The 23,504-nt window shown below is 61.2% G+C and carries 23 protein-coding genes; 7 read left to right on the top strand and 16 right to left on the bottom strand.

Annotated features, from left to right (window positions below; all coding sequences use genetic code 11):
- A complete protein-coding gene (locus tag ABIB48_RS12320; RefSeq protein ID WP_354213128.1) occupies positions 1-1,392 on the top strand; it encodes a PrsW family intramembrane metalloprotease in 1,392 nt (463 codons plus the stop codon).
- Between the two features lie 66 nt (positions 1,393-1,458).
- On the opposite strand, the gene nusB is transcribed toward ABIB48_RS12320, so the two are convergent.
- The 14 genes from nusB to ABIB48_RS12250 all read right to left on the bottom strand — a co-directional run bounded on the left by nusB (position 1,459) and on the right by ABIB48_RS12250 (position 15,070).
- Positions 1,459-1,899, bottom strand: a complete 441-nt coding sequence (nusB, locus tag ABIB48_RS12315; protein ID WP_110106415.1) for a transcription antitermination factor NusB — start codon at positions 1,897-1,899, stop codon at positions 1,459-1,461.
- Positions 1,899-2,462 (bottom strand): elongation factor P, encoded by a 564-nt coding sequence (gene efp, locus ABIB48_RS12310; RefSeq protein WP_110106414.1) that lies wholly within the window; start codon positions 2,460-2,462, stop codon positions 1,899-1,901. Before efp ends, nusB begins: the two co-directional genes overlap by 1 nt.
- A gap of 237 nt (positions 2,463-2,699) precedes the next feature.
- Complete coding sequence (locus tag ABIB48_RS12305; protein ID WP_110106413.1) at positions 2,700-3,200, bottom strand: tetratricopeptide repeat protein; 501 nt, start codon at positions 3,198-3,200, stop codon at positions 2,700-2,702.
- Position 3,201: 1 nt separating this feature from the next.
- Positions 3,202-4,326, bottom strand: a complete 1,125-nt coding sequence (gene aroB / locus ABIB48_RS12300) for a 3-dehydroquinate synthase (RefSeq protein ID WP_110106412.1) — start codon at positions 4,324-4,326, stop codon at positions 3,202-3,204.
- Between the two features lie 3 nt (positions 4,327-4,329).
- Entirely contained in the window at positions 4,330-4,902 is a 573-nt protein-coding gene (locus ABIB48_RS12295) for a shikimate kinase (RefSeq protein ID WP_110106411.1), read from the bottom strand.
- Positions 4,902-6,101 carry a chorismate synthase gene (gene aroC, locus ABIB48_RS12290; protein WP_315913689.1) on the bottom strand — a complete coding sequence of 400 codons (1,200 nt, stop codon included), beginning with the start codon at positions 6,099-6,101 and terminating at the stop codon, positions 4,902-4,904. The genes ABIB48_RS12295 and aroC overlap by 1 nt, the downstream gene beginning before the upstream one ends.
- Positions 6,102-6,106: 5 nt before the next feature.
- The gene (locus ABIB48_RS12285) at positions 6,107-7,030 is read right to left on the bottom strand and encodes a shikimate dehydrogenase (RefSeq protein WP_110106409.1); all 924 of its coding nucleotides are present in this window, start codon (positions 7,028-7,030) and stop codon (positions 6,107-6,109) included.
- Positions 7,018-8,367 carry an endolytic transglycosylase MltG gene (gene mltG, locus ABIB48_RS12280; protein ID WP_354213127.1) on the bottom strand — a complete coding sequence of 450 codons (1,350 nt, stop codon included), beginning with the start codon at positions 8,365-8,367 and terminating at the stop codon, positions 7,018-7,020. Before mltG ends, ABIB48_RS12285 begins: the two co-directional genes overlap by 13 nt.
- Positions 8,364-8,903, bottom strand: coding sequence for a Holliday junction resolvase RuvX (ruvX, locus tag ABIB48_RS12275; protein WP_110106516.1), 540 nt, complete (start codon positions 8,901-8,903; stop codon positions 8,364-8,366). Before ruvX ends, mltG begins: the two co-directional genes overlap by 4 nt.
- Positions 8,904-8,961: 58 nt before the next feature.
- Entirely contained in the window at positions 8,962-11,643 is a 2,682-nt protein-coding gene (gene alaS, locus ABIB48_RS12270) for an alanine--tRNA ligase (protein ID WP_110106407.1), read from the bottom strand.
- 186 nt (positions 11,644-11,829) lie between these two features.
- Positions 11,830-12,066: a hypothetical protein gene (locus tag ABIB48_RS12265; RefSeq protein ID WP_179442424.1), complete on the bottom strand. Its 237-nt coding sequence runs from the start codon at positions 12,064-12,066 to the stop codon at positions 11,830-11,832.
- Positions 12,067-12,108: 42 nt separating this feature from the next.
- Complete coding sequence (locus ABIB48_RS12260) at positions 12,109-12,483, bottom strand: DUF948 domain-containing protein (RefSeq protein ID WP_110106406.1); 375 nt, start codon at positions 12,481-12,483, stop codon at positions 12,109-12,111.
- Positions 12,484-12,674: 191 nt separating this feature from the next.
- Positions 12,675-13,301, bottom strand: coding sequence for a 30S ribosomal protein S4 (rpsD, locus tag ABIB48_RS12255; protein WP_110106405.1), 627 nt, complete (start codon positions 13,299-13,301; stop codon positions 12,675-12,677).
- A gap of 302 nt (positions 13,302-13,603) precedes the next feature.
- Positions 13,604-15,070, bottom strand: a complete 1,467-nt coding sequence (locus ABIB48_RS12250) for a replication-associated recombination protein A (RefSeq protein WP_110106403.1) — start codon at positions 15,068-15,070, stop codon at positions 13,604-13,606.
- Between the two features lie 32 nt (positions 15,071-15,102).
- Here ABIB48_RS12250 and ABIB48_RS12245 point away from each other — a divergent pair, with 32 nt between their 5' ends.
- Both ABIB48_RS12245 and ABIB48_RS12240 read left to right on the top strand, forming a co-directional pair.
- Positions 15,103-15,708 carry an acVLRF1 family peptidyl-tRNA hydrolase gene (locus ABIB48_RS12245; RefSeq protein ID WP_315913683.1) on the top strand — a complete coding sequence of 202 codons (606 nt, stop codon included), beginning with the start codon at positions 15,103-15,105 and terminating at the stop codon, positions 15,706-15,708.
- A 111-nt stretch (positions 15,709-15,819) separates the two neighbouring features.
- Entirely contained in the window at positions 15,820-16,278 is a 459-nt protein-coding gene (locus ABIB48_RS12240) for a LapA family protein (RefSeq protein ID WP_354213126.1), read from the top strand.
- Between the two features lie 279 nt (positions 16,279-16,557).
- Here the strand turns inward: ABIB48_RS12240 and aspS are convergent, their stop codons facing one another.
- A complete protein-coding gene (aspS, locus tag ABIB48_RS12235; RefSeq protein WP_110106400.1) occupies positions 16,558-18,333 on the bottom strand; it encodes an aspartate--tRNA ligase in 1,776 nt (591 codons plus the stop codon).
- 210 nt (positions 18,334-18,543) lie between these two features.
- Positions 18,544-19,890, bottom strand: a complete 1,347-nt coding sequence (gene hisS / locus ABIB48_RS12230) for a histidine--tRNA ligase (protein WP_110106399.1) — start codon at positions 19,888-19,890, stop codon at positions 18,544-18,546.
- 230 nt (positions 19,891-20,120) lie between these two features.
- Here hisS and ABIB48_RS12225 point away from each other — a divergent pair, with 230 nt between their 5' ends.
- The 4 genes from ABIB48_RS12225 to ABIB48_RS12210 all read left to right on the top strand — a co-directional run bounded on the left by ABIB48_RS12225 (position 20,121) and on the right by ABIB48_RS12210 (position 23,501).
- The gene (locus ABIB48_RS12225) at positions 20,121-20,954 is read left to right on the top strand and encodes a peptidylprolyl isomerase (RefSeq protein WP_110106398.1); all 834 of its coding nucleotides are present in this window, start codon (positions 20,121-20,123) and stop codon (positions 20,952-20,954) included.
- A gap of 121 nt (positions 20,955-21,075) precedes the next feature.
- Positions 21,076-22,554 carry a DUF349 domain-containing protein gene (locus ABIB48_RS12220; protein WP_110106397.1) on the top strand — a complete coding sequence of 493 codons (1,479 nt, stop codon included), beginning with the start codon at positions 21,076-21,078 and terminating at the stop codon, positions 22,552-22,554.
- Positions 22,555-22,675: 121 nt separating this feature from the next.
- Entirely contained in the window at positions 22,676-23,296 is a 621-nt protein-coding gene (locus ABIB48_RS12215; protein WP_354213124.1) for a type IV toxin-antitoxin system AbiEi family antitoxin, read from the top strand.
- Between the two features lie 25 nt (positions 23,297-23,321).
- The gene (locus ABIB48_RS12210; protein ID WP_354213122.1) at positions 23,322-23,501 is read left to right on the top strand and encodes a hypothetical protein; all 180 of its coding nucleotides are present in this window, start codon (positions 23,322-23,324) and stop codon (positions 23,499-23,501) included.
- Positions 23,502-23,504 lie beyond the last annotated feature (3 nt).

Below are 23,504 nucleotides of genomic sequence, written 5' to 3'. Positions count from 1 at the left end.
ATGACTGAACCTGGCCACTGGCAAGATCCCGCCGCAGGTGCGCCTCTGGCGCAACCGCACTACGCCCAAGCACCACTGCCACAGGTGCAGGGGCCCGGGCCCGGCTCGGCACTGAGCTACCGGCCTGACTATTGGGCGCATCCGGCCCCGGTGCAAACCAAACGAAAGCCTCGGGGCACGGGCGTCAAAGTGACCAACATCATTTTGCTCAGCGTGCTGATTCTAGTAACACTGGTGACCTTGGCCTTCTTCGCCATTTCCATTGGCGCCAACGTCTTTTTGATCTGCGGGGCGTTGGCACTGATCCCTTTGGTTATCTGTATTGCCGCCTTGATGTGGATTGACAGGTGGGAACCGGAGCCCCTCGCGGCCTTGATCCTGGGCTTCTGCTGGGGTGCCGGGATGGCTGTTGTCACCACCCTTGTTGTGGGTAGCTGGGTCCAGCCCCTACTCATGAGCCCCAACCCTGCCGCGGACGCGGATATGGTGGGGGCCGTAATTCAGGCACCCTTAGTGGAGGAATTCTGCAAAGGTGCCGGATTGCTGTTGCTCTTTTTCCTGCGCCGGCGCACCTTCGACGGTCCCATAGACGGGGTGGTTTATGCGGGCATGATCGCTGCCGGCTTCGCCTTCACGGAAAATATCCTCTATTTCGGCCAGGCGCTTTCAGATGCGGACGGCGCCGTGGGCGGCCTGGCCAGCATCTTCATCCTGCGAGGGCTCATGTCACCGTTTGCCCATGTCATGTTTACCGCAATGCTGGGCGTCTGTGTGGGCTATGCAGCCCGCAACGGTGGCACCCTCATGGTCCTGGGCGCTTGGGTGGTAGGCCTTGTCCCGGCCATGCTCCTGCATGGGCTTTGGAACGGTTCAGCCTTTTTGGGCGGCAACTTCATCATTGTGTACGTGGTGCTTCAGGTCCCCTTGTTCATCCTGAGCATTGTGGGCATCATCTTATTGCGCCGCTCTGAGGCGAAACTCACCCGCCGGCGTCTATCCGATTACGTCCCGTCTGGCTGGTTCACCCAACAAGAGGTGCCGATGCTCGCAACAGGTGCAGGCCGGCGTCGTGCTTTAACATGGGCTAGGACCTTTGCGGCGGCACCCATCATGAAGGAGTTCATCCGCCTGGCCACGCGCCTGGCATTCACCCGGCAGCGGCTGCTAGTTGATGCCCGGGGCGCCAGCAAAGGGTCAAGAACACGCTTCGCCGCGAACCAGGAACTAGAACTCGGATTGCTCAACAGGAGCACCGCCGTGCGTAGCGAACTGCTAGGGCGCCATTCACAGGCTGTGTGGCAGGCCCAAAACTTGGCGTCCCAACAGATGCAAGCGCAACAGATGCAAGCCCAGCATTTTCAATCCCAGCATCAGCCCTGGCAACAGCCTTAAACGAGAACTGACCCGCAGCTCTTGGCTGCCGGTCAGTTCTCGTTGCGGGTGGGCTCCAGGCGGCTTCTAGGCCAGCAGAGTCGGCTTGATCTGCTGCAAACGTCCCAGCAGGCCGTTGATGAACTGGGGAGATTCATCAGTTGAGAGAATTTTTGCCAATTCCACGGCTTCGCTTATGGCGACTGCATCCGGGACGTCGTCGTTGTAGAGCAGCTCCCAGGTGCCGATGCGCAGGATAATCCGGTCCACGGCGGGCATGCGCTCAAGCGTCCAGCCCTGTGAGTAGGTCGCCAGGAATTCGTCAATACTCTCGGCCATTGCTGTCACGCCTTCAACCAGGTCAACGGTGTAGACGTTGATGATCTGATCGGCAATTTCACGCCGTGCCGTCAAAGCCGACATGGCGCTGACCTCGCGCTGCTCGGCCTCGAACAAAATGTCTAGGGCGCGGCGGCGGGCCTTGCTACGTGCCGAATTCGGTTTGTTGCTGTCCTTAGTGCTTGCCACTACTCGCTGACACGTCCCAAGTAGCTGCCGTCACGGGTATCAACCTTGACGAGAGTGTTGTTCTCAACGAACAAGGGAACCTGAATTTCCAGACCGGTCTCAACCGTTGCGGGCTTGGTACCGGCGGAGGAGCGGTCACCCTGCAGTCCGGGCTCGGTGTAGGTGATACGCAGCTGCACGCTCGGGGGCAGTTCAATGTAGAGGGGTGAGCCCTCGTGCAACGCGATGGTCACGTTGATGTTTTCGAGCATGTAGTTCGTGGCGTCACCAATGGTCTTGCCTGACACGGTGAGCTGATCGTAGTTGTCCAGATCCATGAAGACGTAGTCTTCGCCGTCCTGGTACAGGTACTGGAAGTCTGAGCGGTCAACCGTTGCGGTTTCAATCTTCAAACCAGCGTTGAAGGTCTTATCAACCACCTTGCCGGAGAGGATGTTGCGCATCTTGGTGCGGACAAACGCCCCGCCCTTGCCTGGCTTGACGTGCTGGAACTCAATGACGTTCCAGAGCTGTCCTTCAAGTTTGAGAACGGTGCCGTTCTTAATGTCGTTTGTCGTTGCCACAGTAGCCTCTTAGCGTATAAGTATTTTCAAAAATCCATTGACCATACTACCGCACCTTGCTTTGCGCCGCCGCATGATTTCTACCACCATGGCTGGACACCTCACCGGCAAGCACGACGGCGGCCCTCACAACATCGATCCGTGAGAAAAGGTCGTTTAGAACCGCCAAAGCGACCTTTTCTCACGGATCGATGGATTATCCGGATGCGCGGACCTGGAATCCACCCGGTGAAGGCGTTATTCGCGTTCGGCCAGGTCCAGGGCCCGTTTCAGGGACACCGTGGCCGAGTATATTGCTGAGGCGTCGGAGCCGGATACCACCCGCAGCTCAAGGGCGGTGGCGAAGGTTTTCGCCGCCGTTTCAAAGGCACCGTTGCTGAAATACACCTTGCCGAGCTGCTGAAAAACCCAGGCTTCCATGGGTTTTCCTGCCACCTCTGGCAGAACGGCCCGCAGGATCTTCTCGGCCCTGTCAAAATGCTTGCTGGCCCGCAGAATATCAGCGTCCAGGACCTGCAACCGCAATGATCCAGGATCGCTGAGCCGGGCGGTGGCAGCAGCATCGGCTGCCTCGGCCGTCAGCCCTCGAGCCAGCAGAACAAAGACCCTATCCGCGGCATCGCCTGACTCTTCCAGTGCCAACTCGCAGGCCTCTTCATCCACCACCTCCGGCAGGAGCGTCTCGGGGTTGACGGCTGTTCCTGGGAATCCGGCTGAGGGCCAATCTTTTAACCCCATGCTAGGAAGCTATTTCCTGGTAGGCGGCAAAGAGCAGGGACTGATCGGGCACGTCCAAGATCCCGGGCCGGCCAATGCCGTCAAGAACCACAAAACGCAGCAGGTCCCCGCGAGTCTTTTTATCCCGCTTCATACCATCGAGCAGTGCCTGCCAGCGGTCCCTGCGGTAGCTCAACGGCAGTCCCAAAAGATCCAAGATGGTGCGGTGCCGGTCAGCATCGGCATCGCTGAGCCGGCCTACACTGCGGGCCAGTTCTGCCGCGAACATCATGCCGACGGACACAGCGGCACCGTGGCGCCAGGAGTAGCGTTCAACCAGTTCAATGGCGTGGCCTAGGGTGTGTCCGTAGTTGAGGATTTCACGCTGACCGCTCTCCTTCAAATCTGCCGAAACCACGGCAGCCTTCACAGCTATGGCACGCTCAATGAGTTCGCGCAGCACAGCGGAGGCGGGGTCCTTGACGGCTTCCGGGTTGGCCTCGATCAAATCCAGGATCACGGGATCGGCGATGAAGCCGCACTTGATCACCTCGGCCATCCCGGAGATCAGTTCATTGGGGGGCAGAGTGGCCAAGGTATCCAGGTCAACGAGCACGCCGGCCGGCGGGTGGAATGCGCCCACCAGGTTCTTGCCCTCTGCCGTGTTGATCCCTGTTTTGCCACCAACAGCGGCGTCCACCATGCCCAGCAGGGAGGTGGGAATATTCACGAGCTTAACCCCGCGCAACCAGGTGGCGGCAACAAATCCGCCCACATCGGTCACGGCGCCACCACCTACGGCAACAATGGCGTCGGAGCGGGTGAAATCATTCTTGCCCAAAACTTCCCAGCAGAAAGAAGCCACCTGAATGTGCTTGCCTTCTTCGGCATCGGGAATCTCTGCCGTGAGGGCGGTGAAGCCGGCAGCTTCGAGTTCATCCCGGACGGTATCCCCCGTCAGGCGCAACGCCCTCGGGTGGATAACCAAGACCTTTTTGACTCGCTCACCCAAGAGTGCCGGAAGCTGCGCCAGCAGCCCCCGGCCCACAACCACCTCGTAATTCTCCTGCGGCAAGACGCCGGTAACCTTGATGACGGTGTTGGGGGTGGCTGCTTCTGTGGAAGTCTCTGGGTTCACGGTGTTCATGGTTTAGGAATTCTCTTCTCTGGATTCTGCTGCCAACAGGCGGATCAGCCGCTCAACAAGCTGCGGCACATTGGAATTGGCCACATCAAGGGTGATGTTGGCCAGCCGGGCGTACACAGGACCGCGCACGGCGGCCAAGCGTTCCCAGGCGGCAACGGGGTCCGCCGACAGCAGGGGACGGCCTGTGTTGCGGGTGATGCGCTCCCGGACGGTGTCCAGTTCTGCACGCAGGAAAACAACGGTGGTCCGGGCCAGCAATTGCTGGGTTCCGGAGTCCAGGACGGCGCCACCGCCCAGAGACAAGACCACGGCTTTGGGGCTGGGGCTATCTAGGACGTCGGCAATGGCCTTCGCCTCGAGCTGACGGAAGTGGTGCTCGCCCCTGCCGGCAAAAATCCGAGGAATGGCCCCGTGCTTGGCCACAATTTTGTGGTCGGAGTCAATGAACTCCAGTCCCAGCACGCGCGCCAGCTCGGCCCCAATCACGGACTTGCCAACAGCCATGGGCCCGATCATGACAATGGGCTGTTGGGGCGTGAAGTCCGGCGCCCCCACCGGATCCCTGCCCGTGCCCATCAGTGGTCCTGGGTATCCAGATTGGCGGGGATGGCCGCCAGGTAGCTGTCCATGTTCCGCTTGGTCTCCGCAATGGAATCGCCGCCGAACTTCTCCACGAGTGCTTCTGCCAGCACAAGTGCGGTCATGGCTTCCGCCACTACGCCGGCAGCCGGAACGGCACAGACGTCGGAGCGCTGATGGTGCGCCTTTGCGGGCTCACCGGTGGCAACGTCAATGGTCTTCAGGGCGCGCGGCACGGTGGCAATGGGCTTCATGGCCGCGCGTACACGCAGCACATCGCCAATGCTCATACCACCCTCAATGCCGCCGGCACGGTTGGAGGTGCGGATGATGCGCCCGGATTCGTCGCGCACAATTTCATCGTGTGCGGCGGAGCCTCGGCGTGCGGCGGTGGCGAACCCGTCGCCAACCTCCACGCCCTTGATGGCCTGAATACCCATGAGGGCACCGGCCAGGCGTGAGTCCAGGCGGCGGTCCCAGTGCACATAGCTGCCCAGTCCGGGAGGCAGGTTGTAGGCCAGGACCTCAACAACTCCGCCGAGTGTTTCGCCTTGTTTCTGAGCCGCATCCACTTCCGCAACCATGGCGGCTGAGGTGGCTACGTCAAAGCAGCGCAGCGGATCGGCATCCAGTGCGGCCACGTCGGAGAGCACCGGAAGCGCGGCACTTTCGGGTGAGGCAACGCCGGCAATTTGCACCGTGTGGCTGACCAGTTCAACGCCTACGGCGGCGAGCATCTGCGCGGCCACTGCACCGAGGGCTACTCGTGTGGCGGTTTCGCGGGCACTGGCACGCTCCAACACGGGGCGGGCCTCGCTGAATCCGTACTTCTGCATACCGGTGAAATCGGCGTGGCCGGGGCGCGGACGCGTCAAGGGTGCGTTGCGGGCCTGCCCCTCCAACTCGGCAGCATCCACGGGGTCCGCAGACATGATCGACTCCCACTTGGGCCATTCCGAGTTGGCAATCTGAATGGCAACGGGGCCACCCTGAGTCAAGCCGTGCCGGACGCCGCCCAAAATGGTCACCACGTCCTGCTCAAACTTCATGCGGGCGCCGCGGCCATAGCCCAGACGTCGCCTGGCCAGGGCGTCCTGGATGTGGGCGCTCGTGAGCTCCACACCGGCGGGCACGCCTTCAATAATTCCAACGAGAGCCGGGCCATGTGATTCTCCGGCGGTCAACCAACGCAACATACTCTCTATCCTGCCATGTTCTGTTCATGGGAATCGCGCCTGTGGACGCCAATTGCGTCGCACATCACATTGATGACGTCCCCGATTTGCACTGTGTCCAAGGTACCTAACCCTCCGGCCTCTGAAAACAGTTTGACTTGTTCCACACCTTGGTACAAAAGCATTTCGATGCCCGCCACAACTGTGCCACCGGCAGCCTGCCAAACCTGCGCCAGGGCACTGGGCCACGGATCATAGGCCACGTCCAACAACAACGCCCCGTCCTGCACAGTTGCACCTATGCCCGCAAACTCTCCGGCGAGCCCGTCCGCACCGTGCGGTGGCAGCGTGGAAATGATGACATCAAAGCCGGCCAGTTTCCCGGCGGCAGCATCAAAGGATTCAAGCACCACGCCGACACCCAGGGCTGCTGCTACATGGAGGGTCCCAGCAGCCTTGTGAGCGTTACGCACAAAGAGCGTGATGTCCGTGGCGTGGAGTTGCCCCAGGGCGGCAATGGCCGAAACTGCCGTGCCTCCACCGCCCAGGATGGCCGCCCGGGGCCGCTGTCCCACGCCTGCGTGGCGCAGGGCGTTGACAATCCCGGCGACGTCGGTGTTGTCCCCCACAAGGCGGGTGCCTCCGGTGCCGTCCCGCCTAGGAACAATGGTGTTGACGGCACCAACGGCAGCAGCAACAGGTGTGAGCTCATCCACCAGCATGGCCGCCTCGTTCTTCAGCGGCATGGTGACGGAGAGACCGTACCAGTTCCCGTCAGCACGCACCTGTGCCAGGAAGCCGGCCAATTCCGGCAGCTGGAGATCGCGGGCAACGTAGTTGAAGGGGGCTCCCAGCGCCGTGTAGGCGGCGTTGTGCAGGGCCGGTGACTGTGAGTGCCCAATGGGGTGTCCTAAGACCGCACCGAAAAGCTTATCTGTCACTGGTTGCATTCACCTTCATTGGCTGCGCACCATGCGGAGAACTTCGCCACGTTAGCCTGATGTTCGGCATAGGTCTTCGCAAAAAGAGTCTCTCCGGTTTTAAGGTTCACGGTCACCCAGAAATAATACGGATTCGCTTTGGGGTGAGCGGCAGCAACAATGGCCTTGGCGCCCGGGGAACCGATGGGGCCAATAGGCAGCCCCGGATTCGCATACGTGTTGTACGGATTGGACTTGTCAGCCTTTTGCGCTGCCGTGAAGTGGTAAGACTTGGTGCCCAGACCATAGGTCACGGTGGCATCGGATTCAATCCGTCCACCAGTTTCCCCGTCAGGGTTGTTGAGCCGATTTTCAATGGCACCGGAAATCAGCGCATAGTTATCCGGCGTACCCTCAAATTCAATGATGCTGGCAATGGTTAGAACCCGGAACTGCTCATCAGGATCGGTGACTCCGGTCTCCGTCAGCTCCTTCTTGGTGTTCTCCACCATTTGGGCCAGAATTTCCTGGGCGTTAAGGTCTATGGAGAAGCGATACTCCCCCGGTGCTAGGTAACCCTCAAGGTTCAGAGCCTGGGCCGGGAGCCCAAAGAGCTTCGGCTCCTTGGACAGGGCAGTGAACTCGCCTTCGGGAATCCCTGTGCTCTTGGCGAGCACCGCCAGAACCTCGTTGATACGCAGGTTTTGTGCCACGGCAGCGTAGTGGACCTTCTCATCACTACTGGCCAGCAAAATAGCCACCGCGTCTGAGGCCTTCATCTGGGACTTCATCTGGAACTCTCCAGGTTGCAAAGAACCTGAGCCATCAGCAGCTTTAAGCGCATCCAGGAACGCCTGCTCGCTCGCCACCACATCACTGCTTTTGAGCTCGCTGGCCACGGTGCGCCCGTTGGCGCCCGGCTGGATGAGAATCTGTACCGTCCCCGTGCCAGGGCCCGGGTAGTCCGGCACCGTAAATCCACCGAGGATGGGTTTAACGGCCTGGACCGCAAAGTAAACAACAGCACCAAACAGCACCAGGACCACCAGGAAGGCCAGGCTGCGACGGCGCTTGCGGACCCGCTTGGAGACCCGGCTGGTTCTGCGCGAAGGCAGCACCAGCACCTCCGGCGCTACGGGCTCGGAAGATTCGTGCTGCCCATACTCTTCGTAGTGTTCGTAGTCCGAATGACCCGTGTAGAGAGCATCTTCAGCGTTATCGTGCCAATATCCTTCGGCGGCGCTGTGCTCGTCGTCGTACTGGGGCCCGTCACTCTGGGGCTCGGCATGGTAGGGCTCAGCGTGGTGGGGCTCGGTGCTGCGGCGTCCGCCGGAGCTCTGGGAGCGGTCCCGAAAAAGATCACTCATGGCGCCTCCCGGGGCTCAAGAGGCGCAGTGTTTAAACTGGTGATGGTGGTTCCCTCTTCGTGTTCAGATGAATCGGCAGTCCCCACAACACCCGACTTGATGGCGCGCACGATCTCTCCAACATCACCATTGCGCGCTTTTTGCATATCAATGGCATGTTGCAGGATTTCAACTGCCGCCACTTGATCTACCACTTTACGGTGTTCACGGCTACTGATACCAGCCTGATGCAGTGACTGGTGGGCGCTGACAGTGCTCAGGCGTTCATCCACAAGCCGCACCGGGACATCCATTCCCGCAGCATCCAGCAAGTTTGCCAGCTGCTGCGCATAGCTTCTAGCCATGTCCGCCGAAGCCTTTTCCTCACCCTTTAAGGTGCGGGGCAGGCCAACAAAAATCTGCCGTACGCACCGGGTGGCGGCCTCTTTGAGAACCACCTTGATATCACTATTGCGCTTAGCGTCACGGCTGAGCGTTTTCACAGGCGTGGCTAAGATACCCTCGGGATCGCACGTGGCCAACCCCACCCGGACCATGCCCACGTCCACACCAAGTTTGACCCCTTGCGGGTAGTTAAGCTCCAGCACTGAGGCCCTAGGTCCGGTTCTTCACTGCGTCACTGACAGCAGTCAGTGCTGCGGGAATAGCAGTCACATCCGAGCCGCCACCCTGAGCCATGTCAGGCTTTCCGCCACCGCCGCCGCCGAGAATACCGGAGGCGATCTTGACTAGGTTCCCAGCCTTGATGCCGGCCTGGCGGGCGGCCTCATTGGTGAGAACCAAAATGATGGGCCGGCCATTGCTGGCTCCGGCTACGGCAATGGTCGACGGCGCCGAGCCGAGACGGTCGCGCAGGTCCAGTGCCAGCACGCGCAGCTCATCGGCGCTGCCAACTTCGCCGGCATTGTGGGCAATGACGCGCACGCCGTTGGCGTCCACGGCAGTTCCTACCAAGTTTGCTGCTGCTGCGCTGAGCTGTTCCTTGCGGAGACGTTCCAGCTCCTTCTCCGCGGTCTTGAGTTTCGCCAAGGTGGCGGCCACGCGTTCCTGGAGCAGGCTGGAGGGCACCTTGAGCATGTCCGTCAATTCACTGACCAGGGCGCGCTCGGCGGCCAGGTGACGGAACGCGTCCATGCCAACGAAGGCCTCGACGCGGCGGTTTCCGGACCCTACCGATTGCTCACCCAACAGGGTCAGCGAACCGATCCGGGAGGTGCTATCCACGTGCGTGCCGCCGCACAGCTCACGTGACCAGGCGCCGTCGATCTCTACAACCCGGACCTCGGAGCCGTAGTTTTCCCCGAACAGGGCCATGGCTCCGAGCGCCTTAGCGGCGTCCAAATCCATAACTTTGGTGTCCACACGGTAGTTGTTGCGAATGGCAATGTTGGAAACTTCCTCGATCTCAGAACGGGTCGCGGCGCTCAGGCCCTCACCCCAGGCGAAGTCGAAGCGCAGGTAGCCGGCCTTGTTGAAGGAGCCTCGCTGCAGTGCTTCCGGGCCGAGGATCTGATGCAGGGCAGCGTGCACAATGTGCGTACCCGTGTGTGCCTGCTCTGCTGCGTGGCGGCGTTCGCGGTCCACGGCAGCACGCACCAAAGCGTCTGCTGGCAGTTCGCCTTCGCGCACAATTGCCTTGTGAACGCTCAGGCCTTTGATGGGGCGCTGGACATCAAGAACTTCCACCACAAAGCCGTCACCGGTGATCAGGCCCGTATCAGCAGCCTGCCCGCCGGCCTCGGCGTAGAACGGAGTGGCGTCCAGGACCAGCGAAACTTCATCGCCCGTGGAGGCGTGCGCCACGGCGGCACCATTGGCCAGGATGGCGCGGATGCGGCCCTCGCCTTCCAACTCGGTATAGCCGGTGAAAACAGTCTCGCCCTGGGCATGCAATTCATGGAACACCGTGAGATCAGCGTGGCCGCTCTTCTTGGACTTGGCGTCCTTACGGGCGCGATCACGCTGTTCGAGCATGAGTGTGCGGAACCCTGCCTCATCAACGGCCAGGCCTGCTTCGCCGGCCATTTCCAAGGTGAGGTCAATGGGGAAACCGTAGGTGTCATGGAGAGCGAAGGCTTCTTCACCGGACAGCGGGTGGTTGGCTGCCTTGGAAACCTTCACGGCTTCCTCCAGACGGGCCGTGCCGCTGGCAATGGTGCGCAGGAAGGACTTCTCTTCCGCGTAAGCAATGCGTGCGATCCTCGCGAAGTCGGTTTCCACCTCAGGGTAGGCGCCCTTCATGGCGTCCCGTGAAACGGGCAGCAGCTCCGGCAGGACGGCTGTTTCCACGCCCAGGAGGCGCATGGCACGCACGGCACGGCGGATCAGGCGGCGCAGCACGTAGCCGCGGCCCTCGTTGGAGGGGGTGACGCCGTCGGAAATCAACATCAGGGAGGAGCGGATGTGGTCGGCAACAACACGCATGCGCACGTCATCTGTGTGGTGCGGGTCGGCAGGGTCCTCCGTGGAGGTGTACTTTTTGCCGGAAATTTCGGCGGCTTTGTCCAGAACGGGACGGACCTGATCGGTCTCGTACATGTTCTCCACGCCCTGCAAAATCATGGCAAGACGTTCCAGTCCCAGGCCTGTGTCAATGTTCTTGTTGGGCAGTTCACCCACCACATCGAAGTCCACCTTGGAGGTGACGTTGTCAATCTGGTACTGCATGAACACGAGGTTCCAGATTTCAATGTAACGGGTCTCATCCGCAATGGGGCCGCCGTCAATGCCATACTCTGCGCCACGGTCGTAGAAGATCTCCGAGCAGGGTCCGGCCGGGCCGGGCTGGCCGGTGGACCAGTAGTTGTCTTCCTTGCCGATGCGCTGGATGCGGTCAGCGGGGACGCCCACCTTATCGCGCCAGATACCGTACGCCTCGTCGTCCTCGGTGTACACCGTGACCCACAGACGCTCCGCTGGGAGGCCGTAGCCGCCGTCGTCCAAGGAACTGGTGAGCAGTTCCCAGGCGTAGGGGATGGCGGTTTCCTTGAAGTAGTCGCCGAAGGAGAAGTTGCCGCACATTTGGAAGAAGGTGCCGTGGCGGACCGTCTTGCCAACCTCGTCAATGTCTCCGGTGCGGATGCATTTTTGCACGCTTGTGGCGCGCTTGAACGGCGGGACCTCGCGGGCGGTCAGATACGGGATGAAAGGGACCATGCCGGCCACTGTGAACAGTAGGGAAGGGTCGGAGGACACCAGGGAGGCAGAGGGCACGGGTGTGTGGTGCTTGCTGGCGAAGAATTCTACCCAGCGGTTTGCGATGTCGTGCGATTTCATTAGCCTGGTGGCTCCTTCATAGTTCTACAGGGCAAAAAGCTTTACGTCGCTGGCAGGTGAAGCTCAGCGGCTTTAGTTCAGCAGCTTTAGTTCAGCGGCTTTAGTTCAGCGGCTTTAGTTCAGCGCCGTTGATTCAGCGCCGTTGATGGCGCATGGCGCATGGCGCTGGCGCTGTGGTGCGTTGCTTCAGCGGCGGGTTGTCAGGGATGGGTCTTGGTCAACGCCTAAGGCTATCCGCAAATCACTTTCACGTTCATTCATGTTCTCACGGAGTGTGTCAGCGAAATCCGCAATCGCATCGCCCACACGTCCCACGGCCCGGTTGAGCCCTTCGGGGCCCAGCGCGCCTCGAGCAGCCGTAATTTTCCGTGCTGCGATGACACCAATGGTGATGCCCACGCCCAGCCAAAAGATTTTCTTCATGGATGCTTGTCCTTATATAACGGCAATATTTTGCGGGCGCGGTTAACGGGCGCGCCGGGCGCGTGAGGGCTTGCTGCGGCCGGAAAAGGCCTGACGGACGCCGTAGGAGAACGCGGCAACTTTGATCAGCGGGGAGCCGATGGTGGCTGCGACGAGTGCTGACAGCGCTGAAATGTTGGCGGTTGCGTCTGAGACGTTGTTGGAGATTGAATCAACCTTGCCCAACTGTGTGTTGGTTGTGGCAACTGTTGCCGTGACCTCTTCGATCAGCGGGGTGGTACCGTCGCCGATCTGTTTAATGGTGATGCGAATTTCTTCAAACACCTTGCCCAGTTTAAGGATCGGCACAGCCAGTAAAGCCACCAAGATGGCAAAGACCCCTGCCGCGATCAATCCTGCAATGTCGCCACCACTCATGTGTGTGCCGCCTCAATTCCATGCTCGTTGGCCAATATTGTCCGGCCGTGGCCGAATACAACATGTTTCCCCAAAATACCTTAGTCCAAAAGTATCGTGATTCGGGCACAAAACAGCCCGCGGCGGTTGCCACGGGCTGCAATGTGTTTCAAGCTGCGAAGGATTCGAGCTCTACTTCATGCTAAGAAAATTTAGCGTGAGTAGAATTCAACAACCAGCTGCTCTTCACAGGTTACGGGAACCTCAACACGCTTGGGGCGGCGCACCAGGCGAGCCTGCAGGCTCTCCAGCTTGACGTCCAAGTACGCGGGGACCGCGGGGAGCACGTCGCGGTGGGCGCCGGCTGCAGCGAGCTGCAAGGGAACCATGGTCTGGCTGCGCGGGTGCACGTGGATCAGCTGACCCTCAGCAACGCGGAACGACGGGCGGTCCACGCGGGCGCCGTCAACCATGATGTGGCGGTGAACAACCAGCTGGCGAGCCTGGGCCGTGGTGCGGGCGAAGCCTGCACGCAGAACCAAAGCATCCAAACGGCTTTCCAAGATTTCAACCAGGTTCTCACCGGTCATGCCCTTGGTGTGCTTGGCTTCTTCGAAGGCACGGGTCATCTGTGCTTCGCGGATGCCGTACTGGGCGCGCAGACGCTGCTTTTCGCGCAGACGTACAGCGTAGTCACTGTCCTGCTTCTTGCGGGCGCGTCCATGCTCACCGGGGCCGTACGGGCGGCGTTCCAGGTACTTGGCTGCCTTGGGAGTCAGAGCAATGCCGAGGGACCGCGAAAGGCGGGCCTGACGGCGGGCACGTGTGTTGTTAGCCACTTGTGTCCTTCCAATAGGTGCAATAAGTGTTGTCTCTGGCCTCCATTGTGGAGAGCTGGGGCTATTGCAACCCGTCGCTACAGCACCTGGGCATGGACAACAAGATCCTTGTTAGCACAGCAAATACGCGGCAAAATGCCGCCCAGTGCGTGCTTGGATGTTGTGCATGGAGCCAGAGCTTGCCAGTGCGGGTTCAACTCTACCACTTGCAAGCACTCGAGCAGCAGCGCGCCGCTGCCTACTACCGAGGAGGGTGCCAAATCTGAGCCACCAACTCTGCAGGCCCGGTTCATCCTGCGCCGTCACCCCTTCTTGGGTTCTGTTCCGCGAATAATCTCCCGCAGCCGGGCTAGGCGTGGACCCAGGTCCCGTTCGTGCCCATTGGCTGTAGGCGTGTAATAGTTCCGTCCCACCAGGTCATCCGGCGGGTATTGCTGGGTGGCAATGGAGTGCGGTGAATCGTGGGAGTAGATGTAACCCTTGCCGTGGCCAAGCCCGGCCGATCCGGCATAGTGGGCATCTCGCAGCGGCGCCGGAACGGTGGAGCCCCTACCGGCTCGAACATCGGCAATGGCGGCGTTGATGCCGTTATAGGCAGCGTTGGACTTCGGCGCGGTAGCCACATGCACTACAGCCTCGGCCAGGATGATCCGAGCCTCCGGCATACCAATCAGTGCCACGGCTTGGGCTGCCGCAACAGCCGTTTGTAGCGCTGTTGGATCGGCCATGCCCACATCTTCGGCGGCGGAGATCATGATGCGCCGGCCAATGAAACGCGGGTCCTCCCCTGCCTCCAGCATGCGTGCCAGGTAGTGCAGCGCAGCGTCTACATCGGAACCCCGGATGGACTTAATGAAGGCGCTGATGATGTCATAGTGCTGATCCCCTGCCCTGTCATAGCGCACGGCTGCAGCATCTATGGCGCGCTCAGCAATGGCCAGGTTAATCTCCACCGGGGCGTCTTGGCCCTGCTCAGCACCAGCGCCCGCACCAGCACCCGTACCAGCACCCTCTGCGTCTTCAGAGAGGGCCACCCCTGCGGCGGCTTCCAAAGTGGTCAACGCCCTGCGGGCATCGCCAGCCGCAAGCCGCACCAGGTGATCTAGTGCCTCATCCGTCACGGTGACAAGAGAGTCCAGGCCGCGCGGATCAATGATGGCCCGCTCCAACAGGCCTTGGATGTCCGCATTTGTTAGAGGCTGCAGGGTCAGCAAGATGGAACGTGAGAGCAGCGGTGCCACCACGGAGAACGACGGGTTTTCGGTAGTGGCCGCAATCAACACGACCCACCGGTTCTCCACCCCAGGCAGCAGGGCATCCTGCTGCGCCTTGTTGAAGCGGTGAATTTCATCCAAGAACAATACAGTGGTGCGCCCGTGCAGATCCCTGTCGGTCAGCGCCTGGTCCATGACCCGGCGCACATCCTTAACCCCGGCGGTGATGGCGGAAAGTTCCACAAACTTCCGTCCCGGTCCGCGGGCAATCACGTGTGCCAGCGTGGTCTTTCCCGTCCCGGGAGGCCCCCACAACATCACGGAGGCGGGCCCTGCCGCTCCCCCAGCGCTGCCACCAGCCGCCAACATTTGCAGTGGTGAGCCGGGGCCCAGCAGGTGCTTCTGGCCCACAACTTCTTCAAGGCTTCGCGGACGCATGCGCACGGCAAGGGGGCTGCGTGGGCGCGATCCGTCCCCCGCTGACCCACTCGAGGCGAGGGAATCGTCGTCGTCCGTGTCATCGTCGCCATGCAGCGCGCTAAAAAGGTCACTCACCCCTCTAGGCTATCGCCCGGTAGTCTGGCAGCGTGAACCCTGCCCAACGCACCACCTATGTCCCCGCTAGCCGCCTGATGGGTTGGCTGGAGCGCTTTTCCGGCGCGCACGGTGGACAGGATTCCCTACAAGACACTGACGACGGCGTGATGTTGCGTATGCGCGACGGCGCCACCGCAACGTTGGCAGCACCCTGGCCGGCCGAGGGACGGCCCGGACGCGGTACCAACATTCTCGAAAGACTGGTGTCCGTGACCGCCCAGGAGCGCAGCTACGGCATTTTGTTGCTCCGGCGTGGCGGTTTTGCTGTTGGGGTGGCCAAAGCGGGAAAATTGGTGGCACACAAAGTGGGCAGTGCCTCTGGCCGGTCTCGTGGCACTGACCCGGCTGCTGCCGTAATCGAACGCGCCTCGCAGGAAGCCAGCCGCCTTTTTGCTGGGGCAGCCTTTGAATACTTGGGCACTGGCGGCGACAGGCAACTGGTTGACTCTGTCCTCTCGGTTCCGGCCCTGCGTAGGTACGCGGACACTACCCGTCTGGCGCCTATTCCTGTCCAGGAACTGAAAATGGATGCGTTGATGCGGGCAGCGGCGGATTTTGCTTCCGTTCGCATTCACATTACGGATGTGCACAAGTAGTGCCCGCAGCCTGGGACCCGATACCTGAGGGTGACCCCGGCGCACTGCACGGGTATTGTGTCAGGTATCTCTCCTGCACGGAGAGGTACCACAGGATTTAGGGGTTAGAAAATGTCCAATGATCCAGTGCTGCCTCCTGAAGAGGGCACATCCCAATACCTCGATCCGGAGCGTTCCATCGTGCCGGAGCATGAGCCAGAGGCGGCCGCCATTCCTACGCCGGCCACAGCCAACCAGGGCTCTAAGGTGGTTCCCACCAAAAGTCCCAAGAACCCACCAGTAACGCGAGCTGGCATGGTGTGGGCCGCTGTCATCGCCGGATTGCTACTGCTGGTTGTGCTCATCATCTTCATCCTGCAAAACGACGCAAGGGTGACTGTGAATTTCTTTGGCGCCTCCGGTGAGCTTTCCCTGGGCATGGCATTGTTCATTGCCGCGGTAGGAGGCGGGATACTGGTAGCGATTGCTGCAGCGGTGCGAATCCTGCAGCTGAGAAATCAACGCCGTCACCTAACAAACCGACCCTCAGCCCAACCGGGGCTCTCGGCCAGCGACCAGCCGGGGATCTAGGCACCCGGGTCTCCCGCGCAGTGCAAGCGAGGCTCACTGCACTGACCTTCTGCCCCAAGTTCCTGACATTTTTTGTTGGCCAGCAGCCAGTTCTCCCTGAGCCCCTAAGTCCCTGCGCCTCCTGAGCTCCTAAGCTCCTAAGCTCCTGTTGGATCATCGGTTCGACCCCAAGTTTCCACGGCAGCGGAGTGCTGGCACGGAACTCTTGCCGCACATTTAGGCAAAAGAATGCCTGCCACCCCGCGAGTGGGGTGGCAGGCATTCTGGCGGTTGCTGGGGTTACTTGTCCCCGGCGCTTGCTTCGGGCTTGAAGTCCACGCCGGCTTCCTTGCGCTGCTGTGCCGTTATGGGCGCAGGGGCCTGGGTCAGCGGGTCGTAGCCGCCACCGGACTTCGGGAAAGCAATGACGTCGCGGATGGAGTCAACACCTGCCAGCAGGGACACGGCACGGTCCCAGCCAATGGCGATTCCACCGTGCGGCGGGGCACCGAACTTGAAGCCTTCCAGTAGGAAGCCGAACTTCTCTTCCGCTTCTTCGTTGCTCAGACCCATGACTTCAAAGACACGCTTCTGCACGTCGGAGCGGTGAATACGGATGGAACCGCCACCGATCTCGTTGCCGTTGCAGACAATGTCGTAAGCGTAGGCCAAGGCGCTTTCCGGATCCGTGTCAAAGGTGTCCAGGAACTCGGGCTTGGGCGAGGTGAACGCGTGGTGCACGGCGGTCCACTTGCCGGCGCCAACGGCGACGTCACCGGAGGCTACGGCGGCGGCGGCGGGCTCGAACATGGGCGCGTCAACGATCCAAACGAACGCCCAATCGGCCGGGTTGATCAGGCCTGTACGGTGGCCGATCTCAACACGGGCGGCACCCAGCAGTGCGCGGGAGGGGGAAACCTCGCCGGCGGCGAAGAAGATGGCGTCACCGGGCTTGGCACCCACGGCCTCGGCCAGGCCGGCACGCTCGGTGTCGGTCAGGTTCTTGGCTACGGGGCCGGTCAGCTCGCCCTCTTCCTTGAACAGGACGTAGGCCAGGCCCTTAGCACCGCGCTGCTTGGCCCATTCCTGCCAGGCGTCCAGCTGGCGGCGCGGCTGTGAGGCCCCGCCGGGCATGACAACGGCACCAACGTAAGGGGCCTTGAAGACGCCGAATTCGGTGTCCTTGAAGAACTCCGTCAAGTCAGTCAGTTCCAGGCCGAAGCGCAGATCAGGCTTGTCGGAGCCATAACGGGCCATGGCGTCGCGGTAGGTCATGCGCGCAATAGGCAGCGGAATTTCAACGTCAATCAGCTTCCACAGTGCCGAAACAATCTTCTCGCCCAGGGCGATGATGTCGTCCTGATCAACGAAGCTGGCCTCGATGTCCAGCTGGGTGAATTCCGGCTGGCGGTCCGCACGGAAGTCCTCATCGCGGTAGCAGCGGGCAATCTGGTAGTACTTTTCAAAGCCGCCCACCTGCAGGAGCTGCTTGAACAGCTGTGGGGACTGCGGCAGCGCATACCAGGAACCCGGGGCCAGACGTGCCGGCACCACAAAGTCGCGGGCACCTTCGGGGGTGGAACGCGTCAGTGTGGGTGTCTCAATTTCGGTGTAGCCCTGCTCGTGCAGCAAGTTACGGGCCACACGGTTCGCCTCTGAGCGCAGGCGCAGGTTGCGCTGCATGCCGGGGCGGCGCAGGTCCAGGTAACGGTGCTTCAGGCGCGCTTCCTCACCAACTTCAACATGCTCATCGACCTGGAACGGCAGGGGCGCTGCTTCGTTAAGTACCACGACCTCATCGGCCATGACTTCAATCTCACCGGTGGCGAGGGCCGGGTTTTCGTTGCCTTCGGGGCGGCGGGAGACCGTGCCGGTGATCTGCAACACGAACTCGTTGCGCAATGCATGGAAGATTTCTTCTTCCCGCACTACAATCTGGGCCACGCCCGAGGCGTCACGCAAATCCAAGAACGCCACTCCGCCGTGGTCGCGGCGGCGGGCTACCCAGCCCGAGAGGGTGACGGTTTGGCCAATATGTTCAGCCCGCAGGGAGCCCAGGTCATGTGTGCGCAGCACAGCATTCCTTTCAATGGTGGTGAACGGCCCATAATGTGGGCCCGCAAAAGAGTTTGATATGAAGTTTACCGTTGATCGCGACACCCTAGACCCGGTAGAGCGCTCTAAGGGAAATCGACCCGTGAGAAATGGCTGCTATGACGCTCCATAGCAGCCATTTCTCACGGATCGGTGGTGCGGTGGTGGTGCGGTGGTGCGTGGATCTCAGGGTTAGGCCTTGATGATCTGCGGTGTCAGATCCTCAACCGGTGGCATCCATACTGCGGGATCGGCCACCACTTGCTCGCCTGAGCGGATGTCCTTTACCTGGTGCTCCCCGGACTCGTCGGTGAACCAGACGTAGGGGATGCCTCGCTTGTCGGCGTACTTGATTTGTTTGCCAAATTTGTCAGCCTTGGCAGCAACCTCTGTGGAGATGCCTCGGGCGCGCAGCGCTGCCGCCACGTCCTGGGCTTCGCCCCAGCTGTCCTCATCACTCAAGGTGACTAGGACGGCGGTGGGCACGCTGCGTGAAGCCTTCGCGAACTCCTGGCTCAGGATGCGTGCCACCAGGCGGGTGACACCAATGGACAGGCCTACTCCGGGGAACTTGCGGTTGCCCTTGGAGGCCAAGGCGTCGTAGCGCCCGCCGGAGCAGATGGAACCAAGCTGTTCGTGGCCCACCAGCACCGTCTCGTAGACAGTTCCCGTGTAGTAATCCAGGCCGCGGGCAATGGAAAGATCAGCCACAACGGAACCGGGCGCGCTCTTGATTGCTGCAGCAATAACCTGTTCCAGCTCATCGAGGCCTTCTTCCATGAGCTCATCCGTGACGCCTAGGGCGCGGACGGCGGCAACAAAGGAGGTGTCCTCGGTGCGGATCGAGGCCAATGCCAGGGCCTTGGCGGCTTGCTCATCAGTGGCGCCAAGCTCATTTTTGAGCAACGTTGCAACAGCGTCAGCGCCGATCTTTTCCAGCTTGTCGATGCTGCGCAAAACTCCAGCTGTATCGGTGAGGCCAATGCCGCGGTAGAAACCCTCGGCAAGCTTGCGGTTGTTGATGCGCAATTTGAAGGCCGGGATGGGCAGCGCGGAGAGCGCTTCAGCAATCACCAGCGCAAGTTCCACGTCATAGCGGAACGGCAGTACGCCGTCGGCCACTACATCAATATCTGCTTGGGTGAACTCGCGGGCACGGCCCTCTTGGGGACGCTCACCACGCCACACCTTCTGGATCTGGTAGCGGCGGAACGGGAAGGAAAGGTAGCCGGCGTTTTCCACAACATAGCGGGCAAAGGGCACCGTCAAATCAAAGTGCAGGGCCAGCGCGTTGGGATCATCCTTGGAGGCAACGGCGGTGTTTCCGTCGTCGTCCTGCAGGCGGGAGAGCCCGTAAACTTCCTTGTCGATTTCGCCCTTGCGCAGGAGGTGTCCCACGGTTTCCACGGCGCGAGTCTCAATCGAGCTGAAGCCGTGCAGCTCAAAAGTGCGGCGCAGGGTGTCCAGCACATGCGCCTCCACCAGCCGCTCCTCGGGAAGCCACTCGGGAAAACCGGACAAGGAGGCGTTGCGTGCCATGGGTGTTGCTCTCCTAACATGCGCCAGGCCCTGATTCAAGGGCAGGATCCGGCGGGCGGGTAATCGTCACGGTGTCACGAGTGCCATGTCACGCTCGCTGCTGAGCGGGCCTGACATGGGTAAGCTGACACCGGCTGCCATTTTATAAGATTTGGCAGCCCACCCCTAAACTTACCCGGATACGGGACGCCCGGGTGCACATACCCCTGACATTGAAGAAAGAGGCACCGTTGGCCAACAGCAACAAGTCCAGCCGTGAAGCAAAGGCTCGCGTGGCACGTATGGAGGCGAACCAGGCCCAGCACAAGGACCAGCTCCAACGGCGCAAGCGAGATAACCTCATTGCCTTTATTGCCATTGGCGCCTCCTTGGTTCTGGCCACGGTGCTGGCACTGACGGCCTTTTCCCCCAAGACGGACGACGGCGTTGACGGCGCAGGTGCGCAGGCTCCCGTCAGCACTCCTTCGGCTCAGGCAACCACGAACCCCACGGAACCCACCGATGCTGCCACTGACGCTGCGCCGGTGGAAACGAACAGCCCCACCGTGCCCAAGGCAGATACTGCCCGGGGCAAGACGTTCACTGGCACGCTGACGCTGAACGGCAAGCCCATGGGTGTGGAATTGGATGGCAGCAAGGCTCCTCAAGCTGCGGCGGTGTTCAAATCGTTGGCTGACTCCGGCTTTATGACAGGCAAAACCTGCCACCGTCTGACCAATGCACCCGACTTTGGGCTCATCCAGTGCGGTTCACTCAAGGGTGATGGTGCCGGCGATCCCAGCTACCAGTGGGGCCCTGTGGAGAACACTCCTGCGGATGGTGTGTACCCGGCCGGGACCATCGCTGTGGCCCGCGCCAACACCACGTACTCCAACGGCACGCAGTTCTTCATCACCTATGAGGACACTAATCTTCCTCAGGGCGACGGCGGCTACACCATCGTTGGAAAGGTCACCAGCGGCCTTGATGTGCTCACAGCCATCGCCAAGGACGGGATAGCTGGCGGGGCAACCGACGGTGCGCCCAAGACCAAGGTGACGATAGACTCGTTCAAGCTCAACTAATTTTTATCAGGCCTTCCCTGATGCGGCACAACCGTGCACATGAGGGAAACGCACCACAGCGATTCTGGTCAGGCACGTTTGGCGTACCTGATAGTTTCCATCAAGCGAAAGACTTTTAGCGGTGACACACAGTCAAGAATCCGACGAAACACTTGCCTCCACAACAGAGGCTCCCGTAACGGAGAGCAACCCTGTCGAAAGCACGACGGCGGCCACCCCCGCCGCCCCGGCACCGGCCTCCGTTCCAGCTGCTGCGCCTTCACCGGCCGCCTTTGCAGCCCGTCCCAAAGTTCCGGCGCCCGCCGCCGTTCCTGCTCCCGTTGCGGCACCGGTTGCGCCTGCCATCAATTTGATCGAGGCCGCCAAGTTTGGCCGGGCCGAAGAAGACGGTCACGTCTTCTTGCTCCTCGATGGTGAAGAGTTCCCGGTTGGCCAGTACCCCGGAGCCAGCAAGGACGAGGCGCTGAGCTACTTTGTGCGCAAGTTTGATGACATTCTGGCCCAGGTCACTTTGCTCGAACAGCGTGTTGAGGCCAAGGCCCCCACCACAGACATGAACAAGACTGTCAGCCATGTGCGTGAACAGCTCGGTGAGCGTAACTCCGTGGGGGACGTCAACGCGGCACTGGCCCGTCTGTCCACCCTGGAAGAGAACATCAAGGCTCTCTCCGCTGCGGAGAGGGCCGCCCACGAATCGGCCCGCGCCGTGGAGCTTGCCTCCCGTGAAGCAATTGTGGCTGAGGCGGAAACCATTTCCGCCGAGGACCCCACCACTATCCAGTGGAAGATCAGCAGCGCACGCATGAACGAGCTCTTTGAGTCTTGGAAAGCGGCGCAGAAGAACGGGATGCGTTTAGGCCGGGCCACGGAAGAAGGCCTGTGGAAGCGTTTCCGCAGCGCCCGGACCGTGTTCGATCGCCACCGCCGCGCCTACTTCTCGCAGCTGGATAACACCAACGCCGCCGCCAAGAGCGCCAAGGAATCACTGATTGCTGAGGCTGAGGAGCTCGCTACCTCCACCGATTGGGGCTATGCAGCCGGCGAATACCGCCGCCTCATGGACCAGTGGAAGGGCTCCCCCCGGGCCAGCCGCAAGGACGATGACGCTCTGTGGGCACGCTTCCGCGGGGCACAGGATAAGTTCTTCGCTGCACGTCAGTCCGCCAACAACGCTCTTGATGAAGAGTTCGGTGCCAACCTGATCGTCAAGGAAGCTCTCCTTGTTGAAGCTGGCGCCCTGCTGCCCATCAAGGACCTCAACGCCGCGAAGAAGTCCCTGCAATCCATCCGCGACCGCTGGGAAGAAGCCGGCAAGGTGCCGCGCAACGACATGCAGCGTGTGGAGGCAGGTCTGCGCAAGGTGGAGGACGCCGTGCGTTCCGCTGAAGACGACAACTGGCGCCGTAGCGATCCTGAAGCCAAGGCCCGCACCAGCAGCGCCCTGAGCCAGCTGGAAGCCACCATTGCCGGTTTGAAGGAAGATCTGCTCAGCGCCGAGAAGGCAGGGGATGCCCGCAAGGTCGCCAAGGCCACCGAGGCACTGGCAGCCCGCGAGCTGTGGCTGGAACAAATCCAGAAGGCAGCCCAGGATTTCTCCTGAACAGTTAACACGACAGAGACCTTCTGCCACTAGTTGAGCTAAGTTATCAGGCCTCCGGGCCGGGTTGTCCACAACCCGGCCCGGAGGCCTTTTTCTTCGCCCGCCAGCAGGGCAGGCTGGGATGATGAGAAGCCACGCAACTCCGCCAGAGGGCCCAACGGCTGTTCCGCTTCTGGCGCCGGGTACACAGTTCACTGCCTCCGAACTGTCCGCCATGACCCTGGATGGGGTGATCTGTCACGTCTTTGGCCAAATTTTTAGGCCCTCCTCCTTGCCCGAAACCCCCACTGTCCGTGCCGCCGCGCTGGCTCTTGCCGTCCCGGCGTACCTCAGTCACCGGGCGGTGCTGGGACAATTGAGCGCTGCATGGGTGTACGGCTGCGCACCCCTGCCTGAGGTGATCTCCCTGCTGGTGGCCAATGACGGCAACAGCGTCTCCTTGCCACGGAGCAGTGGCGCCAGCATTCGCCAGGTCAGTTTGGCTGTACAGGAGGTGATGGTGTTAGGTGGTACACCCGTCACGCGCCCGCTGCGCACTGCGGTAGACGTGGCCCGAAGCGCCCCCGAGTTGCTGGCCAGAACCGTGCTGCAAACCATGGCGGAGCAACCCTTGTTGGACTGTTCACTCGAGCGCCTCCTTTGCGCCATTCAAGCTGCACCTCACGTCCCTGGGAAAATCAGGGCACAGGAACTTGTGCAAGCCATGATGGGGCATCCGCCAGCTATCGGGGGCACTGGCTAGGGAGTCATTGATACTTGGGCCTCCCGTGTCCCAGCCTTGGCCTCATGGACGCCGGACTGCTGCTCGCGGCGGCAGCAGCAGCGGTGCCGGGGGTGCCGACCTCGCGCGTATTCTCCATACTGATGGCAGCTATCAGACCAGCGGCGGGACCGTCTTGGATGCGGAGGCCCTCACGGCCCCGTTCCAACAACGTCTGGGACTGTAGAAG

This window comes from Arthrobacter sp. UYCu511 (assembly GCF_040547105.1).
GTDB lineage: Bacteria > Actinomycetota > Actinomycetes > Actinomycetales > Micrococcaceae > Specibacter > Specibacter psychrochitiniphilus.
The sequence above is the reverse complement of the archived record's forward strand: the minus strand, read 5'-3'. Positions and strand labels throughout refer to the sequence as shown.

Bases quoted from the DNA above. Each gene is read 5' to 3' on its own strand.
- aroC (WP_315913689.1), bottom strand. From the start codon at position 6,101: ATGTTGCGTTGGTTGACCGCCGGAGAATCACATGGCCCGGCTCTCGTT.
- alaS (WP_110106407.1), bottom strand. From the start codon at position 11,643: ATGAAATCGCACGACATCGCAAACCGCTGGGTAGAATTCTTCGCCAGC.
- ABIB48_RS12265 (WP_179442424.1), bottom strand. From the start codon at position 12,066: ATGAAGAAAATCTTTTGGCTGGGCGTGGGCATCACCATTGGTGTCATC.
- ABIB48_RS12215 (WP_354213124.1), top strand. From the start codon at position 22,676: ATGATGAGAAGCCACGCAACTCCGCCAGAGGGCCCAACGGCTGTTCCG.
- ABIB48_RS12295 (WP_110106411.1), bottom strand. From the start codon at position 4,902: ATGGGCACGGGCAGGGATCCGGTGGGGGCGCCGGACTTCACGCCCCAA.
- ABIB48_RS12285 (WP_110106409.1), bottom strand. From the start codon at position 7,030: ATGCAACCAGTGACAGATAAGCTTTTCGGTGCGGTCTTAGGACACCCC.
- ABIB48_RS12240 (WP_354213126.1), top strand. From the start codon at position 15,820: ATGTCCAATGATCCAGTGCTGCCTCCTGAAGAGGGCACATCCCAATAC.
- ABIB48_RS12305 (WP_110106413.1), bottom strand. From the start codon at position 3,200: ATGGGGTTAAAAGATTGGCCCTCAGCCGGATTCCCAGGAACAGCCGTC.
- mltG (WP_354213127.1), bottom strand. From the start codon at position 8,367: ATGAGTGATCTTTTTCGGGACCGCTCCCAGAGCTCCGGCGGACGCCGC.
- aroB (WP_110106412.1), bottom strand. From the start codon at position 4,326: ATGAACACCGTGAACCCAGAGACTTCCACAGAAGCAGCCACCCCCAAC.
- ruvX (WP_110106516.1), bottom strand. From the start codon at position 8,903: ATGGTCCGGGTGGGGTTGGCCACGTGCGATCCCGAGGGTATCTTAGCC.
- hisS (WP_110106399.1), bottom strand. From the start codon at position 19,890: ATGGCACGCAACGCCTCCTTGTCCGGTTTTCCCGAGTGGCTTCCCGAG.
- ABIB48_RS12320 (WP_354213128.1), top strand. From the start codon at position 1: ATGACTGAACCTGGCCACTGGCAAGATCCCGCCGCAGGTGCGCCTCTG.
- ABIB48_RS12260 (WP_110106406.1), bottom strand. From the start codon at position 12,483: ATGAGTGGTGGCGACATTGCAGGATTGATCGCGGCAGGGGTCTTTGCC.